Below are 14,877 nucleotides of genomic sequence, written 5' to 3'. Positions count from 1 at the left end.
CGGCCTCTGACGGAGAGGCCGGCGCGACTACTCCGGCGCTTCGCCGTAATTGGCGCGGAAGGGGTGTGCCGGGTAGACGCCGACGATGCGGAATTCGCGGCTGAAGAACTGCAACTCTTCCAGCGCGAAAGCCAGATTGCGGTCGTCGGGGTGGCCGTCGACGTCGGCATAGAACTGGGTGGCGAAGAAATTGCCGTCGACCATGTAGCTTTCCAGCTTGGTCATGTTGACGCCGTTGGTGGCGAAGCCGCCCATCGCCTTGTAGAGCGCGGCCGGCAAGTTGCGGACCCGGAACACGAACGACGTCACCAGCGGCCCGGAGCCCTGCGCCGCCCATTTGGCGTCCCTGGCCAGAATCACGAAGCGCGTGGTGTTGTGGTCCTCATCCTCGACATTTTCGGCCAGGATATCGAGGCCATAGATGTCGGCGGCGAGCTTCGACGCCAGCGAGGCGCAGGATTTGTCGCCGCGCTCGGCCACGGCCCGGGCCGAGCCCGCGGTATCGGCGGCGACGATCGCTTTCAGGCCGAGTTTGCGGATGATGCGGCGGCACTGGCCGAGCGCGTGGACGTGGCTCTCGATGGTCTTGATGTCGTCGAGCTTGGTGCCGCGCGGGGCCATCATCTGGTGGTGGATCGGCAGAAACCACTCGCCGACGATGAACAGGCCGGATGCCGGCAGCAAATGATGGATGTCGGCAACCCGGCCGGCGATCGAGTTCTCGATCGGGATCATGCCGAGTTCGGCCTCGCCCGACGAGATCGCCGCCAGCGCGTCCTCGAAGGTGGCGCAGGGCAGCGGCTCGGCGTCCGGAAAGGCTTCGACGATGGCGATGTGGGAGTTTGCGCCGGGTTCGCCCTGGAATGCTATTTTCATGGTGTTCTCGTCTGTGATCGATCGCTCACGTGTTGGTCAGGACACGCCGCGCGGTTTCCAGGTCGGCTTGCGTATCGACGCCGCGCGGTACGGTATCCACGATGGAGACGTCAATGCGCATGCCGGCCTCCAGCGCGCGCAACTGCTCGAGCTTCTCCCGCCATTCGAGAGGCGAGGGCGGCAGTGCCACGAAGCGTTGCAGCGCCGCGCGCCGGTAGGCGTAGAGGCCGATGTGATGGTAGCGCGGCCCGTCGCCCCAGGGGGCCGTGGCACGCGTAAAATACAGCGCCCGCAGCCGTTGCGGGCCGAGCGCAGAGCCGATCACCTTCACCACGTTGGGGTTGGTGCTTTCTTCCTCCGTATGGATTTCCGCGGCCAATGTGGCGATATCCACGGCCGGGTCGGCCAGCGGCCCCAGAACGGCGCGGATATTGTCCGGCAGGATGGTCGGGAAATCGCCCTGCAAATTGATCACGGTATCGATCCTGCCGTCCGGATCGAGCAGGCCAAGCGCCTCGAAAATGCGGTCGGAGCCGGACGGGTGCTCGGCAGACGTCATTACCGCCTCGCCGCCACAGGCACGGACGGCATCCGCGATCTCCGGCGTATCGGTGGCCACTGCCACGCGGCCGATCCCGGCTGATTCCGCCCGGCGCAATACGTGCACGATCATCGGCAGGCCGGCGATGTCGAGCAGCGGCTTGCCGGGCAGGCGGGTCGCCGCCATGCGCGCCGGAATCAGAATCAGGGTTCGGGTCTCGGTCATGGCGATGCAGTCTGAACCCAGCGGAAACGCGTCAGGATATGCGGGATGGGGTGGCGGATTGCGGCGTTTATACGGGTTGCCAGAGCGGGGGCAAACCGTTATCTCAATTTCGCTGCCTTAGCAGCCGCGAACGCGCGATTCCGAGACAACGCGGCCGATCAACGGCCCACCACCGCCTTACGGCGCGGAGCCTGACTGACGATGGACTCCTTTGAACTCAACAAGATCATCGGTGCCATTCTGGGCACCTGCCTGCTGCTGATGGCGACCAGCATCACGGCAGACGCGATTTTTTCCCCCAAGAAAATAGAAAAGCCCGGTTACGACATCGCGGTAAAGGAAGAGGCGGCCGGCGGCGCCAAGGCGGCCGCCGCGGGGCCCTCCGAACCGATCGAGAAGCTGCTGCAGACCGCCTCGGTCGAAAAGGGCATGGGCGCGGCCAAGAAGTGCGCCGCCTGCCACACCTTCGAAAAGGGCGCCCCGAACCGCGTCGGTCCGAATCTGTTCGGCACCGTCAACGAGAAGATCGGCACCGCCAAGGGCGGCTTCAACTTCTCGGCTGCCATGAAGGGCAAGGGCGGCGAGTGGACCTTCGATGCGCTCAACAAGTTCCTCACCAGTCCGAAGGCCTATATTCCGGGCACAGCGATGGGCTTCGCCGGCATCGCCAAGGACAGCGAGCGCGCCGACGTGATCGCCTATCTGGCTTCGCTGGCCGACACCCCGGTGCCGCTGCCGACGGCCGCGAAGTAAACAAGCCCGCAAAAAGCATCCATTGGAACGAACGGCCAGGCTCAGCCTGGCCGTTTTCGTTTTGCCTTACGAAAGCTTAAGCGGGACGTTTGGCCGCAATGGGCTAGGATGCGGGGATGGTATCCTCAGGGAAACCCGGCATAATCGGTCGAATCCTCGCCTTATATGTCCGCTCTACTCGACGCTTCGGTTCACAGGAATTCAGCATCTTGCCCATGGCCTTCTCCCGACGACGTCTGCTGCAGACCAGCGCCTTTGCCGCCCTCGTCCCCATGCTCGGTGCGGCGCCTGCGCTTGCGCAAGCCGCGGTCCCCGAGGCGGAATGGCGCCACGCTTTATCGCTGTTCGGCGAGATCAAATATCCGGCCGGCTTTCCGCGCTTCGATTACGTCAATCCGGAAGCCCCCAAGGGCGGCGTGGCGCGCCAGATCGCGCTCGGCACCTTCGACAATTTCAACATCGTCGTGTCCGGCGTGAAGGGCAACATCGCCGCCGCCGTCGGCCTGATCTACGAATCGCTGACGACGCCGTCGCTCGACGAGGTGTCCACCGAATACGGCCTGCTCGCCGAATCCGTCAGCCATCCCGCAGATTTTTCCTCGGCCACTTACCGCCTGCGCGCGCAGGCGAAATGGCACGACGGAAAGCCGGTGACGCCGGAAGACGTGATCTTTTCACTGGATTCCTTCAAGAAGCATCACCCGCAATATTCGGCCTATTACCGCCATGTGGTGAAGGCCGAGAAGCAGGGCGAGCGCGACGTCAAATTCACCTTCGACGGGCCGGGCAATCGCGAATTGCCGCAGATCGTCGGCCAGCTCCTGGTGCTGCCGAAGCACTGGTGGGAGGGCACCAATGCCTCCGGTGCCAAGCGCGACATTTCCGCGACCACACAGGAGCCGCCGCTCGGCAGCGCGGCCTACAAGATCAAGGAATTCGTCGCCGGCCGCTCGATCGTGGTCGAACGCGTCAAGGATTACTGGGCGCGCGACCTCAACGTGAATGTCGGCCGCCACAATTTCGATGAGCTGCGCTACGAATATTTCCGCGACGGCACCGTGGCGCTAGAAGCCTTCAAGGGCGACCAGGTCGACTGGCGCACCGAGAACAGCGCCAAGAACTGGGCGACGGCCTACGACTTCCCGGCGGTCACCGACAAGCGCGTCGTGCTCGAGGAATTCCTCAACCGCTCGTCCGGCGTCATGCAGGGCTTTGCCATGAACCTGCGCCGCGACAAGTTCAAGGACCCGCGCGTCCGCCGCGCGCTGAACTATGCGTTCGATTTCGAGGAGATGAACAAGCAGATCTTCTTCAACCAGTACAAGCGCATCGGCAGCTATTTCGAGGGTACCGAGTTGGCGTCGTCCGGCCTGCCGGAAGGCCGCGAACTGGAGATACTGGAGATCGTGCGCGCCGAGGTGCCGGCGGAAGTGTTCACCAAGCCCTACAGCAATCCCGTCGGTGGCAGTCCCGAGGCGGTGCGCGAGAATTTGCGTGAGGCGTTGAAGCTCTTCAAGGAAGCCGGCTTTGAGGTGCGCGAGCGCAAGCTGGTCAATGCCAAGACCGGCGTGCCGTTCGAACTCGAACTGCTCGGCGAGGATCCCAACTCCGAGCGCATCATGCTGTTCTTCAAGCCGTCGCTGGAACGGCTCGGTATCGGCGTCTCGGTTCGCACCATCGACTCCACGCAATATGAAAACCGGCTGCGCAGCTGGGATTTCGACATCGTCGGCTCGATCTGGCCGGAGTCGCTTTCGCCGGGCAACGAGCAGCGCGAATTCTGGGGCTCGCAGGCCGCCGACATGGCGGGATCGCGCAACGTCGTCGGCATCAAGAACCCGGCGATCGACAAATTGATCGACCGCGTGATCTTCACCAAGGACCGCGCCGATCTGATTGCGGCCACCAAGGCGCTGGATCGCGTGCTGTTGTGGAATCACTACGTCGTGCCGCAGTTCACCTACAACAAGGTCCGTACCGCGCGCTGGGATCGGTTCGGCCGTCCCGCCGAGCCGCCGAAATACGGCCAGTCCGGCTTTCCGGCTATCTGGTGGTACGACGCCGAGCGCGCCGCCAAGAGCAAGCGGTCTTGAGCGACATCTCTCGACAGCGTGGTCTGAACCGCCGCCATGTGCTTGGTCTGGGGCTCGGCGCCGTCGCCGCCACACATTTCTCGCCGGCGCAAGCGCAAGACGAGACGCCGATGCACGGCATCTCGGCGTTCGGCGATCTGAAATACCCGGCCGATTTTCCGAACTTCGACTATGTAAATGTCAAGGCGCCGAAGGGTGGGGTGTTCTCGACGGTGCCGTCGACCCGCGCCTTCAACCAGTCGTTCTCGACCTTTAATTCGCTCAACGCCTATATTCTCAAGGGCGACGGCGCGCAGGGCATGGGCATGACTTTCTCGCCGCTGATGCTCCGCGCCGCGGACGAGCCCGATGCGATGTACGGGCTGGTGGCGAAGTCCGTGCAGATTTCCGGCGATGGCCTAACCTACACATTCAAGCTGCGCCCGGAGGCGCGTTTCCACGACGGCAGCCAACTCACCGCGCGCGACGCGGCGTACTCGCTGACCACGCTGAAAAGCAAGGGCCATCCGCTGATCAGCCAGCAGTTGCGCGACATGGCCCGGGCCGAAGCGACCGACGATGCCACGCTGGTCGTCACCTTTGCGGAAAAGCGCGGCCGCGACGTGCCGCTGCTGGTCGCCGGCCTGCCGATCTTCTCGCAAGCCTATTATGCGGCGCGCCCGTTCGATGAATCCTCGCTCGACATTCCGCTCGGCAACGGCCCCTACAAGGTCGGTCGCTTCGAGGTCGGGCGCTACATCGAACTCGACCGCGTCAAGGACTGGTGGGGCGCCGACCTGCCGGTCAGCCGCGGCTTCTATAATTTCGATACGGTGCGCTTCGATTTCTATCGCGACCGTGACGTCGCCTTCGAAGGCTTCACCGGCCGCAACTACCTGTTTCGCGAGGAATTCACGTCGCGGACCTGGAACACACGCTACGATTTCCCGGCCGTGCTCGACGGCCGCGTCAAGCGCGAGACGCTGCCGGACGACACGCCGTCCGGGGCGCAGGGCTGGTTTCTGAATACGCGACGCGAAAAATTCAAGGACCCGCGCGTGCGCGAGGCGCTGGGCAATGCCTTCGACTTCGAGTGGACCAACAAGTCGATCATGTACGGCGCCTATCAGCGCACGGTCTCGCCATTCCAGAATTCCGACATGATGGCCTCCGGCCCGCCGTCGCCGGAAGAACTCGCTTTGCTCGAGCCTTTTCGAGGTCAGGTGCCGGCCGAAGTGTTCGCCACGCCCTATGTGCCGCCGACCTCCGACGGCTCCGGCCAGGACCGCACGCTGCTGCGCCGTGCGATCCAGTTGCTCAACGATTCCGGCTGCGTCATCAAGGACGGCAAGCGCCTGACCGCGCAGGGCGAGCCGTTCAAGGTCGAGTTCCTGCTCGACGAGCCGACCTTCCAGCCGCACCACATGCCCTACATCAAGAATTTAGGCACTCTCGGCATTGAGGCGACATTGCGGGTCGTCGATCCCGTACAGGCCCGCGCCCGACGTGACGATTTCGACTTCGACCTCATGATCGAGCGCTTCAGCTTCTCCACGGTGCCCGGCGATTCCCTGCGTTCGTTCTTCTCGATGCAGTCGGCTACCACCAGGGGCTCCAACAATCTTGCCGGGATTTCCGACCCGGTCGTCGATGCGCTGATGAACGAGGTGATCGCCGCCGATACGCGGGCGAAGCTGGTCTTCGCGGCGCGCGCGCTCGACCGCGTGGTTCGCGCCGGGCGCTACTGGGTGCCGCAATGGTATTCCGGCGCGCACCGGCTGGCCTATTGGGACGTATTCGGTCATCCTGCCAACCTGCCGAAATATATCGGCGTCGGCGCCCCCGATCTGTGGTGGGCCTCGAAGCCCGCGAGCGAACAGGCCAGATAGACCATGACCGCCTATATCGCCCGCCGCGTCCTGCTGATGTTTCCCACGCTGTTGGGCATCCTGTTCGTGTCCTTCGTCGTGGTGCAGTTTGCCCCGGGCGGTCCCGTCGAGCGCGTCATCGCGCAACTCTCGGGCGCCGACACCGGCGCGTCGCGCGTCTCCGGCTCCTCGGGTGGCGATTTCGGCAATCGCGGCCAGGCTGGCGCGGCCGGCGATGCGGTGAATTCGAAGTACCGCGGCGCGCAGGGGCTCGACCCGGATTTCGTGAAAAGCCTGGAGAAGCAGTTCGGCTTTGACAAGCCCGCTTACGAACGCTTCGCGCTGATGCTGTGGAATTTCGCCCGCTTCGATTTCGGCAAGAGCTATTTTCGCGACACCTCTGTGCTGCAACTAATCAAGGAAAAACTGCCGGTCTCGATGTCCTTGGGCATCTGGATGATGCTCTTGACCTATCTGATCTCGATTCCGCTCGGGATCCGCAAGGCGGTGAAGGACGGGTCGCGCTTCGACACCTGGACCTCGGCCGTGATCATCGTCGGCTTCGCAATCCCCGGCTTTCTATTTGCGATCCTCTTGATCATCCTGTTCTCCGGCGGCTCATTCTGGAGCATCTTTCCATTGCGCGGGCTGACGTCGGACGGCTGGGACCAGTTCCCGTGGTACTGGAAGATCATCGACTATTTCTGGCACATGACGCTGCCGCTGATCTCGATGGTGCTCGGCGCCTTCGCCACCATGACGCTGCTGACCAAGAACTCGTTCCTCGACGAGATCCGCAAGCAATATGTCATGACCGCGCGCGCCAAGGGCTGCAACGAGCGCCAAGTGCTCTACAATCACATTTTTCGAAACGCGATGCTGATCGTGATTGCCGGCTTTCCCGGCGCTTTCATCCACGCCTTCTTCTCCGGCTCGCTGCTGATCGAGACCATCTTCTCGCTCGATGGACTGGGCCTGCTCGGCTTCGAGAGTGTGCTGAACCGCGACTATCCGGTGGTGTTCGGCACGCTGTTCATCTTCTCGCTGGTCGGCCTCGTCGTGAACCTGTTGTCCGACCTGGCCTATATGTGGATCGATCCGCGGATCGACTTTGAGGCGCGGGAAGTCTGATGACCATCACCGCACCCGCCGTCGAAACCACCACGCAGACCCCGCTCGGCGAAGCCGTGCCGCCGTCGCGCCGGCCGCTCGGCATCTCGCCGCTGAACCAGCGGCGCTGGCAGAACTTCAAGGCCAACCGCCGCGGCTACTGGTCGCTGTGGCTGTTTGCGATCCTGTTCTTCGTCTCGCTGTTCGCCGAAGTCATCGCCAACGACCGGCCGTATTTCATCCGGTTCGACGGCAAATCATATTTCCCGGCCTTCGTCAGCTATTCCGAAACCACCTTCGGCGGCGACTTCGAAACCGCCGCCGACTATCGCGATCCGTTTCTGCAGAAGCTGATCGCGGAGAAGAACGGCACCATCCTCTGGCCGTTGATCCGCTATTCCTACGATACCCATAATCTCGATTTGCCGACGCCGGCGCCGTCGAAGCCGACCTGGATGCTGACCGAGGCACAGTGCAAGCCGGTGGTCGAGAAGAAGGGGCTCAAGAGCTGCCGCGATCTCGAATACAACTGGCTCGGTACCGACGACCAGGGCCGCGACGTGGTGGCGCGGCTGATCTACGGCTTCCGCATCTCGGTGTTGTTCGGCCTGGCGCTGACCATCATCTCCTCGGCGATCGGCATCGCCGCCGGCGGCGTTCAGGGCTATTTCGGCGGCTGGGTCGATCTCGGATTCCAGCGCTTCATCGAGGTGTGGAGCGCGATCCCGTCGCTTTATCTGCTGCTGATCCTTTCCTCGGTGCTGGTGCCCGGCTTCTTCGTGCTGCTCGGGATTCTGCTGCTGTTCTCCTGGGTCTCGCTGGTCGGCCTTGTGCGCGCCGAATTCCTGCGCGGCCGCAACTTCGAGTACATCATGGCCGCGCGGGCGCTCGGCGTCTCCAACGCGAAAATCATGATCCGGCATCTGTTGCCCAACGCCATGGTCGCGACCATGACCTTCCTGCCATTCATCGTCTCGTCCTCGGTGATGACGCTGACCGCGCTCGACTTCCTCGGCTTCGGCCTGCCGCCCGGTTCGCCGTCGCTCGGCGAGTTGCTCTCGCAGGGCAAGGCCAACGTGCAGGCGCCCTGGCTCGGCTTCACCGGCTTCTTCGCGGTGGCGATCATGCTGTCGCTGCTGATCTTCATCGGCGAAGGCGTGCGGGATGCGTTCGATCCCCGCAAGACGTTTCGGTGAGGCTATGGTAGGTTTCGGGGCTAACGAGGTGGACCATGAACAGAATAGTTCGCGAGCATTATCCAGCTTCGAAACTCCCTGACGACTTGCGGGGCAATGTCGATATTTCATCCACAGTTACCGTGACGATCGTCGAGGAAGAAAATCCGCAAAAAAAGGTGCTGAGTTTAGAAGATATCTGGGCGCTGCGAGCTCCGCCATTCCGGACAGCTCAGGAAATCGATGATGACTTGCGTCGGGATCGAGATCGATGGGATGACTGATCAACAGCGCAGGCGACGGATTTATTTCGATTCGAACGCTTTCATCTATGCGATAGAGAGCGTCGATGACGTCGCAACCGTGCTTCACTCGCTTTTTGGCGCTTTAAGAAAGCAAGGTACGTCAGCTTGCACCAGTGAGTTCACATTGGCCGAGATTCTGCCGAAGGCTAACTCGGCCCAGCGTCGGAGCTATTTCACTTTGATTCTGCATAGTGGCCTCTTCGATCTAGTGCCTGTGACGCGGGATATTCTGATTGAGACTGCGGAGTACAGAAAATTCCTGTTGCGGCCAAATTTCGATACGAAGCAGTCTATGCCCAAGCTTCCTGATGCGATTCACGTAGTGACGGCCGTCAAGGCCGGGTGCGACACATTTGTTTCGTTTGATCGCGGTCTGAAGCTTCCTGTCGGAATAGACAGGGTGGGGCGAGAAGACGACGGTCTGCTTAAATTGGTTCAGGAACTTTCTTAATGGACGCCATCAACCAGCCATTGCTCGACGTCCGCGATCTCTCGGTCGCGTTCCACCATGGCAGCGGCACGTCCGTTGCGGTCGATCATGTCTCGTTCTCGATCAAGCGTGGCGAGTGCGTGGCTTTGGTTGGCGAGTCGGGCTCGGGAAAATCGGTCAGCGCGCTGTCGATCCTGCGGCTGCTGCCCTATCCGACCGCGTCGCATCCCTCCGGCCAGATCCGCTTCAAGGGCCACGAACTGCTGGGCATGTCGGAGAACGAGATTCGCGGCATTCGCGGCAACGACATCTCGATCATCTTCCAGGAGCCGATGACCTCGCTCAATCCGCTGCATACTATCGGTGCGCAGATCGGCGAGATCCTGCAACTGCACAGCGGCATGCGCGGCACCAAAGCGCGCGAGCGCACGCTCGAATTGCTGACCCAGGTCGGCATTCCCGAACCGGAAACCCGGCTCGCCTCCTATCCGCATCAATTGTCCGGCGGTCAGCGCCAGCGCGTGATGATCGCGATGGCGCTGGCCAACGAGCCAGATCTGCTGATCGCCGACGAGCCGACCACCGCGCTCGACGTCACCGTGCAGGCGCAGATCCTCACATTGCTGGCCGATATCCGCGCGCGGCTCGGCATGAGCCTGTTGTTCATCACCCATGATCTCGGCATCGTCCGCCGCATCGCCGACGTGGTCTGCGTCATGAACAATGGCAAGATCGTCGAGCAGGGCCCGGTCGAGCAGGTCTTCACCACGCCGCAGCATGCCTATACGCGCGCGCTGCTCGCCGCCGAGCCGAAGCCGGACCCGGCGCCGCCGCGGCCGGACCAGCCGGTGGTGATGGCGACCGATGATCTGAAAGTCTGGTTTCCGATCAAGCGCGGGCTGCTGCGCAAGACGGTCGGCCACATCAAGGCGGTCGACGGCGTGACGCTCGCGGTCCGCCGCGGCGAGACGCTCGGCGTGGTCGGCGAATCCGGCTCCGGCAAGACCACGCTCGGCCTGGCGCTGCTGCGGCTGATCTCGTCGGACGGCCCGATCGTGTTTCTCGGCCGTGACATCCAGGGCTTGCAGTTCAAGGCGATGCGGCCGATCCGCCGTGACATGCAGATCGTGTTTCAGGATCCGTTCGGTGCACTCAGTCCGCGGATGTCGGTCGGCGACATCGTCGCCGAAGGCCTCAGCGTGCACCAGCCGCAATTGTCCGACGACGAGCGCGAGGCGCGCGTCGTCAAGGCGCTGGTCGACGTCGGGCTCGATCCGAAGACGCGATTTCGCTATCCGCATGAATTCTCCGGCGGCCAGCGCCAGCGCATCTCGATTGCGCGAGCGGCGGTACTGGAGCCGAGCTTCGTCGTGCTCGACGAGCCGACCAGCGCGCTCGACATGCTGTTCCAGGCGCAGATGGTCGATCTGTTGCGCGAACTGCAGCGCAAGCGAGACCTCACCTATCTGTTCATCTCGCATGATCTGCGCGTCGTTGCCTCGCTCGCCAGCCATCTGATCGTGATGCGGCAGGGCAAGGTGGTGGAGGAGGGGCCGGCTTCGGAGTTGTTCAAGAACCCGAAGACCGACTACACCCGCGCGCTGTTTGCCGCTGCGTTCCGGATCGAAGCCACGCCGGGCCCGGCCGCCGCATGAAAAATCCCGGCGTTGACGCGATCGCAGATCAGGTCGCCGAGGTGACGCTGTCGGAGCCGACCTCGATCGGTCGCGGCTACATGCGCTATGAACGCTTCGATATCGCCCTACCGCGGGACGGCGAGGACGCCTTGAAGCAGAAGCGTGACGTCATTCGCGCCGGCCGCGTTGCGGCCGTGCTGCCGATCGACATCGTCCGCGGCGAGATCGTGCTGATCCGCCAGTTCCGGTTGCCCGCGCATCTGGCGACGGGACGGGGCAATATGGTCGAGATCGTCGCCGGCCGCGTCGATGGCGAAGAGAGTGCGATGGCTGCCGCGTCGCGTGAATGCTTCGAGGAGATCGGCGTGACGCCGGACCGCCTGATCGAGCTCTACAGCGTGTTGCCGACGCCGGGGTTTACCGATGAGTACGTCACGTTCTTCCTCGGCTTTGTCGACCCGTCGAAGGTGCTGAACCGCGGCGGCCTGGCCGATGAGACCGAGGATACCCATCCCTTCGTGGTCTCGATCGATGCTGCTATCGCCGCGATCGACGAGGGGGCGGTGTTCAACGGTCTGATGGTCAGCGCGCTGCAATGGCTCGCGCTACACCGTGACCGGCTGCAGGAATTTCACGACCGGGCGACGCCTATAGGCGCTTGATGCTGGTCACCGTGCTGCCGGCCGCGGCAATGCGTGCGATCGAATCCTTCGTGTTCTCGATCGCGGTTGCCATGTGATGCGCATTGGCATGCACAATGGTGGCGGCATCACGCACGATGGCGACGTGGCCTTTCCAGAACACCAGGTCACCGCGCTGCAAGTTCTGCATCTCCACCGCCGACAGCGTGCGACCGAGCCCGCTCTCCTGCATGTCGCTGTCGCGCGGGCAACCGGTGCCGGCGGCCGTCAGCGCCACCTGCACCAGGCCGGAACAGTCGATGCCAAGGCTGCTTTTGCCGCCCCACAGATAGGGCGTGCCGACGAAGCGCTCGGCTACCGCCACGAAGTCGGTCTCCATCGCGTCGATCTCGGCAACATGCGACTTCGGGATGCAATGGCCTTCGCTGGTGACCGCGAATGCCCCGTGAAACTTCACCACGACGATGCGCCCGCCCATCGGCAGCGTATCGACCGGTGGCAGCTTGATCGACGGGCCGGGAAACGCGAAGCTGCGCAGCGCAATTACCTTGTGCGTCACCGCCGGGCCTGGGCGATACAGCGCAAGATCGGGCAGCCAGCCGACATAGCCGTCGCTGTGCAACTGCCCCCACGCCCAGCCTTCGCTGGTGCGATCATAGACCGTGACGCGCTCGCCCTTCAGCGCCTGCGTGTCCAGCGCCGCGCCAGAGAACGGTTCGCGGCGCACCGGCGCAACGCCGTCCATCACCTCGAATTCCTCGCCCTCGACGAAGCGCGCGGCCTCGACCTTGCCCTCGAGATATTTGGCGGCGAGGTCGGGCCGCAGCGGAGTGACGCGTGGATCATGCATAGCGTTGGCTTAGCAAAGCGTAGATCGCGCGCGCGGCCTGGCATTCGCCGCCTTCCGGGCGGGCGGGCTTCGCCGATGGCGTCCAGCCGTAGATGTCGACATGCAGCCAGGTCGTCGTCGGTTCGACGAACCGCTGCAGGAACAGCGCGCAGGTGATCGAGCCGGCGAAACCGCCGGACGGCGCGTTGTTGATGTCGGCGGTTTTCGAATCCAGCCAGGCATCATAGGGCGCCCACAGCGGCAGCCGCCACAGCGGATCGTTCTGCGCGGTCGCACAGCGCGCGACATCGAGTGCCAGCGCCTCGTCGTCGGTGTAGTAGGGCGGCAGGTCCGGCCCGAGCGCGACGCGGGCAGCACCCGTCAGCGTGCCCAGATCGATCAGCAGCTCGGGCTTGTCCTCGTCGGCATAGGCCAGCGCATCGGCGAGCACGAGCCGGCCTTCGGCGTCGGTGTTGCCGATCTCCACCGTCGGTCCCTTGCGCGACTTGAAGATGTCGAGCGGCCGGAAGGCAGTGCCGGCCACCGCGTTTTCCACCGCCGGGATCAGCACGCGCAGCCGCACCTTTAGCCCGGCATCCATCACCATCAGGGCCAGTGCCAGCACATTGGCCGCGCCGCCCATGTCCTTCTTCATGATGAGCATGCCGGAGGACGGCTTGAGATCGAGCCCGCCGGTGTCGAAGCAGACGCCCTTGCCGACCAGCGTAATTTTTGGATGCGTGGGATCGCCCCAGGAGAAATCGATCAGCCGCGGCGCGCGCGGCGAGGCCATGCCGACCGCGTGGATCAGCGGAAATCCCTTCGCCAGTTCATCGCCGGCGATGCAATTGAACGCGGCGCCGAACCGCGTCGCCAGTGTCCTGGCGGCGTCTTCCAGCTCGGCCGGTCCCATGTCGTTGGACGGCGTATTGATCAGGTCGCGCGCAAGCCGGGCGGCTTCCGCGACCCGGCCGATGTCCGCCATGTCGATGCCATCCGGCGGCACCAGCCTGACCTTCGGCGCCTCGTTGCTGCGATAACGGCTGAAACGGTAGCAGCCCAGCGCGAAGGCCAGCACGGCCAGGCGCAGGTCGTGCGGGGCGTTGGCGAAATGATACAGCCCCGGCGGCAGCAGGCCGGGCAATTGACCGGGCCGGAACAGGTCGCGCGGCTTGCCGTCGTCCTCCAGCCCGAACAACACCTGCGCGATCGAGCCGTCGGCGGCCGGCAGCGGCAGGCAGGCGCCGGGCTTGGCGGCGAAGCCGTGGGCCGCAGCGAACGCCTGCGCGGGCGCCGGCAGCGCGGCCGAGATCGCCAGCCAATTGCTCTTGGTGACGAAGTTGATGGCCGTGGACGGCGCGCCGGAGGCGGCCTCGAAGACGGAATGCATAAGGGGGTCTCGCGAAGGGCAGGGGCGGATTAACCAGCCATTAGGGTTAACACATTATTTCTGAAGCCGGTCGGCGGCTGTGTCTGCCGCGTTAAGTGAGTCACCGTGCCATGCGTCAGCCCATTTGTCTTGCCCGGCTTGTTGCGAGCGCCGCCGTGACGATGATTCTGGCGGTCGGCCTTGCCGGCTGCAAGACTGCGGGGTCGGACATCACCGGTTCCATCGGCAGCCGGGTCGAAGCCCCGGTGGAAGCCGATCCGGTCCGGGGCGCCGACATCTATGGCGAGCGTTTTCGCGCCAATCCCAAGGATGCCGACGCCGCGCTGCGCTATGGCCAGGCACTGCGCGCCAATGGTCAGCGCGCCCAGGCCGTCGCCGTGTTCGAACAGGCCAGCCTGCAGAACCCAAGCAATAAGGCGCTGCTCGCCGGCTATGGCCGCGCGCTCGCCGATACCGGCGCGTTCCAGCGCGCCTTTGACGTTCTCGCCAGTGCCCACACGCCGGCCAATCCGGACTGGCGCATTCTCTCGGTGCAGGGCGCCGTGCTCGACCAGATGGGCCGTCACGACGAAGCCCGCGGCTATTACGACAGCGCGCTGAAGATCCGCCCCGAGGATCCCTCGGTGCTGTCCAATCTCGGGCTGTCCTACATGCTGTCGAAGGATCTGCCGCGCGCCGAATCGACGCTGCGCCGCGCCTATGGCAGCGGCTCTGCCGATCCACGAGTCCGCCAGAATCTCGGCCTTGTCGTCGGCCTGCAGGGGCGCTTTGCGGAAGCCGAGACTATCGTGAAGTCCGATCTCCCGCCGGAAGAAGCCGCCGCCAACGTCGCCTATCTGCGCCAGATGATCAGCCGCAAGGACACGCCGCGCGGCCGGCCGGGTCTGGAAGAGACGCTGGGGCGGTCGTAGGCATCTTCTAGGACGCGCTCTTCTTCTTTCCTTCTCCCCTTGTGGGAGAAGGTGGCGCGGACGAAGTCCGCGTCGGATGAGGGGGCGAAGCGCAACACTACCCCTCATCCGGCC

General features: G+C 63.9%; 14 protein-coding genes. 10 read left to right on the top strand and 4 right to left on the bottom strand.

Features of this window, described 5'->3' with window-relative positions; genetic code table 11:
• Positions 1-27: 27 nt before the first annotated feature.
• Both FNL56_RS23395 and FNL56_RS23390 read right to left on the bottom strand, forming a co-directional pair.
• Positions 28-876, bottom strand: coding sequence for a prephenate dehydratase (locus FNL56_RS23395; RefSeq protein ID WP_143575234.1), 849 nt, complete (start codon positions 874-876; stop codon positions 28-30).
• A gap of 25 nt (positions 877-901) precedes the next feature.
• Positions 902-1,642 carry a 3-deoxy-manno-octulosonate cytidylyltransferase gene (locus FNL56_RS23390; RefSeq protein ID WP_143575233.1) on the bottom strand — a complete coding sequence of 247 codons (741 nt, stop codon included), beginning with the start codon at positions 1,640-1,642 and terminating at the stop codon, positions 902-904.
• Between the two features lie 201 nt (positions 1,643-1,843).
• On the opposite strand from FNL56_RS23390, the gene FNL56_RS23385 reads away from it, so the two are divergent.
• The 9 genes from FNL56_RS23385 to FNL56_RS23345 all read left to right on the top strand — a co-directional run bounded on the left by FNL56_RS23385 (position 1,844) and on the right by FNL56_RS23345 (position 11,654).
• Positions 1,844-2,395 (top strand): c-type cytochrome, encoded by a 552-nt coding sequence (locus tag FNL56_RS23385; protein ID WP_143575232.1) that lies wholly within the window; start codon positions 1,844-1,846, stop codon positions 2,393-2,395.
• Between the two features lie 215 nt (positions 2,396-2,610).
• Positions 2,611-4,488, top strand: coding sequence for an extracellular solute-binding protein (locus FNL56_RS23380; protein WP_143576335.1), 1,878 nt, complete (start codon positions 2,611-2,613; stop codon positions 4,486-4,488).
• The gene (locus tag FNL56_RS23375; RefSeq protein WP_246660768.1) at positions 4,485-6,356 is read left to right on the top strand and encodes an extracellular solute-binding protein; all 1,872 of its coding nucleotides are present in this window, start codon (positions 4,485-4,487) and stop codon (positions 6,354-6,356) included. Before FNL56_RS23380 ends, FNL56_RS23375 begins: the two co-directional genes overlap by 4 nt.
• Positions 6,357-6,359: 3 nt before the next feature.
• On the top strand, positions 6,360-7,466 hold the full coding sequence (locus tag FNL56_RS23370) for a microcin C ABC transporter permease YejB (RefSeq protein ID WP_143575231.1): 1,107 nt from the start codon (positions 6,360-6,362) through the stop codon (positions 7,464-7,466).
• Positions 7,466-8,641, top strand: a complete 1,176-nt coding sequence (locus FNL56_RS23365; RefSeq protein ID WP_143575230.1) for an ABC transporter permease — start codon at positions 7,466-7,468, stop codon at positions 8,639-8,641. The genes FNL56_RS23370 and FNL56_RS23365 overlap by 1 nt, the downstream gene beginning before the upstream one ends.
• Before the next feature lie 35 nt (positions 8,642-8,676).
• Positions 8,677-8,904 (top strand): hypothetical protein, encoded by a 228-nt coding sequence (locus FNL56_RS23360; RefSeq protein WP_143575229.1) that lies wholly within the window; start codon positions 8,677-8,679, stop codon positions 8,902-8,904.
• The gene (locus FNL56_RS23355) at positions 8,897-9,376 is read left to right on the top strand and encodes a type II toxin-antitoxin system VapC family toxin (RefSeq protein ID WP_168203011.1); all 480 of its coding nucleotides are present in this window, start codon (positions 8,897-8,899) and stop codon (positions 9,374-9,376) included. Before FNL56_RS23360 ends, FNL56_RS23355 begins: the two co-directional genes overlap by 8 nt.
• Positions 9,376-11,010 carry an ABC transporter ATP-binding protein gene (locus tag FNL56_RS23350; RefSeq protein ID WP_143575227.1) on the top strand — a complete coding sequence of 545 codons (1,635 nt, stop codon included), beginning with the start codon at positions 9,376-9,378 and terminating at the stop codon, positions 11,008-11,010. The genes FNL56_RS23355 and FNL56_RS23350 overlap by 1 nt, the downstream gene beginning before the upstream one ends.
• Positions 11,007-11,654 carry an NUDIX domain-containing protein gene (locus FNL56_RS23345; RefSeq protein ID WP_143578318.1) on the top strand — a complete coding sequence of 216 codons (648 nt, stop codon included), beginning with the start codon at positions 11,007-11,009 and terminating at the stop codon, positions 11,652-11,654. The genes FNL56_RS23350 and FNL56_RS23345 overlap by 4 nt, the downstream gene beginning before the upstream one ends.
• Here the strand turns inward: FNL56_RS23345 and FNL56_RS23340 are convergent.
• Positions 11,641-12,483 carry a C40 family peptidase gene (locus FNL56_RS23340; RefSeq protein WP_143575225.1) on the bottom strand — a complete coding sequence of 281 codons (843 nt, stop codon included), beginning with the start codon at positions 12,481-12,483 and terminating at the stop codon, positions 11,641-11,643. The genes FNL56_RS23345 and FNL56_RS23340 overlap by 14 nt on opposite strands.
• The gene (locus FNL56_RS23335) at positions 12,476-13,852 is read right to left on the bottom strand and encodes a leucyl aminopeptidase family protein (protein WP_143578317.1); all 1,377 of its coding nucleotides are present in this window, start codon (positions 13,850-13,852) and stop codon (positions 12,476-12,478) included. Before FNL56_RS23335 ends, FNL56_RS23340 begins: the two co-directional genes overlap by 8 nt.
• A gap of 110 nt (positions 13,853-13,962) precedes the next feature.
• Between FNL56_RS23335 and FNL56_RS23330 the strand changes: the two genes are divergently transcribed.
• Positions 13,963-14,763 (top strand): tetratricopeptide repeat protein, encoded by an 801-nt coding sequence (locus tag FNL56_RS23330; protein ID WP_143575223.1) that lies wholly within the window; start codon positions 13,963-13,965, stop codon positions 14,761-14,763.
• The last annotated feature ends 114 nt before the right edge of the window (positions 14,764-14,877 follow it).

The organism is Tardiphaga sp. vice304 (assembly GCF_007018905.1).
Classification (GTDB): domain Bacteria; phylum Pseudomonadota; class Alphaproteobacteria; order Rhizobiales; family Xanthobacteraceae; genus Tardiphaga.
This window is presented reverse-complemented; position numbering and strand designations above follow the sequence as displayed.

What these genes read in the sequence shown, in the direction of transcription:
- FNL56_RS23395 (WP_143575234.1), bottom strand. Translation starts at nt 876, where the DNA reads ATGAAAATAGCATTCCAGGGCGAACCCGGCGCAAACTCCCACATCGCC.
- FNL56_RS23390 (WP_143575233.1), bottom strand. Translation starts at nt 1,642, where the DNA reads ATGACCGAGACCCGAACCCTGATTCTGATTCCGGCGCGCATGGCGGCG.
- FNL56_RS23385 (WP_143575232.1), top strand. Translation starts at nt 1,844, where the DNA reads ATGGACTCCTTTGAACTCAACAAGATCATCGGTGCCATTCTGGGCACC.
- FNL56_RS23380 (WP_143576335.1), top strand. Translation starts at nt 2,611, where the DNA reads ATGGCCTTCTCCCGACGACGTCTGCTGCAGACCAGCGCCTTTGCCGCC.
- FNL56_RS23370 (WP_143575231.1), top strand. Translation starts at nt 6,360, where the DNA reads ATGACCGCCTATATCGCCCGCCGCGTCCTGCTGATGTTTCCCACGCTG.
- FNL56_RS23365 (WP_143575230.1), top strand. Translation starts at nt 7,466, where the DNA reads ATGACCATCACCGCACCCGCCGTCGAAACCACCACGCAGACCCCGCTC.
- FNL56_RS23360 (WP_143575229.1), top strand. Translation starts at nt 8,677, where the DNA reads ATGAACAGAATAGTTCGCGAGCATTATCCAGCTTCGAAACTCCCTGAC.
- FNL56_RS23355 (WP_168203011.1), top strand. Translation starts at nt 8,897, where the DNA reads ATGACTGATCAACAGCGCAGGCGACGGATTTATTTCGATTCGAACGCT.
- FNL56_RS23350 (WP_143575227.1), top strand. Translation starts at nt 9,376, where the DNA reads ATGGACGCCATCAACCAGCCATTGCTCGACGTCCGCGATCTCTCGGTC.
- FNL56_RS23345 (WP_143578318.1), top strand. Translation starts at nt 11,007, where the DNA reads ATGAAAAATCCCGGCGTTGACGCGATCGCAGATCAGGTCGCCGAGGTG.
- FNL56_RS23340 (WP_143575225.1), bottom strand. Translation starts at nt 12,483, where the DNA reads ATGCATGATCCACGCGTCACTCCGCTGCGGCCCGACCTCGCCGCCAAA.
- FNL56_RS23335 (WP_143578317.1), bottom strand. Translation starts at nt 13,852, where the DNA reads ATGCATTCCGTCTTCGAGGCCGCCTCCGGCGCGCCGTCCACGGCCATC.
- FNL56_RS23330 (WP_143575223.1), top strand. Translation starts at nt 13,963, where the DNA reads ATGCGTCAGCCCATTTGTCTTGCCCGGCTTGTTGCGAGCGCCGCCGTG.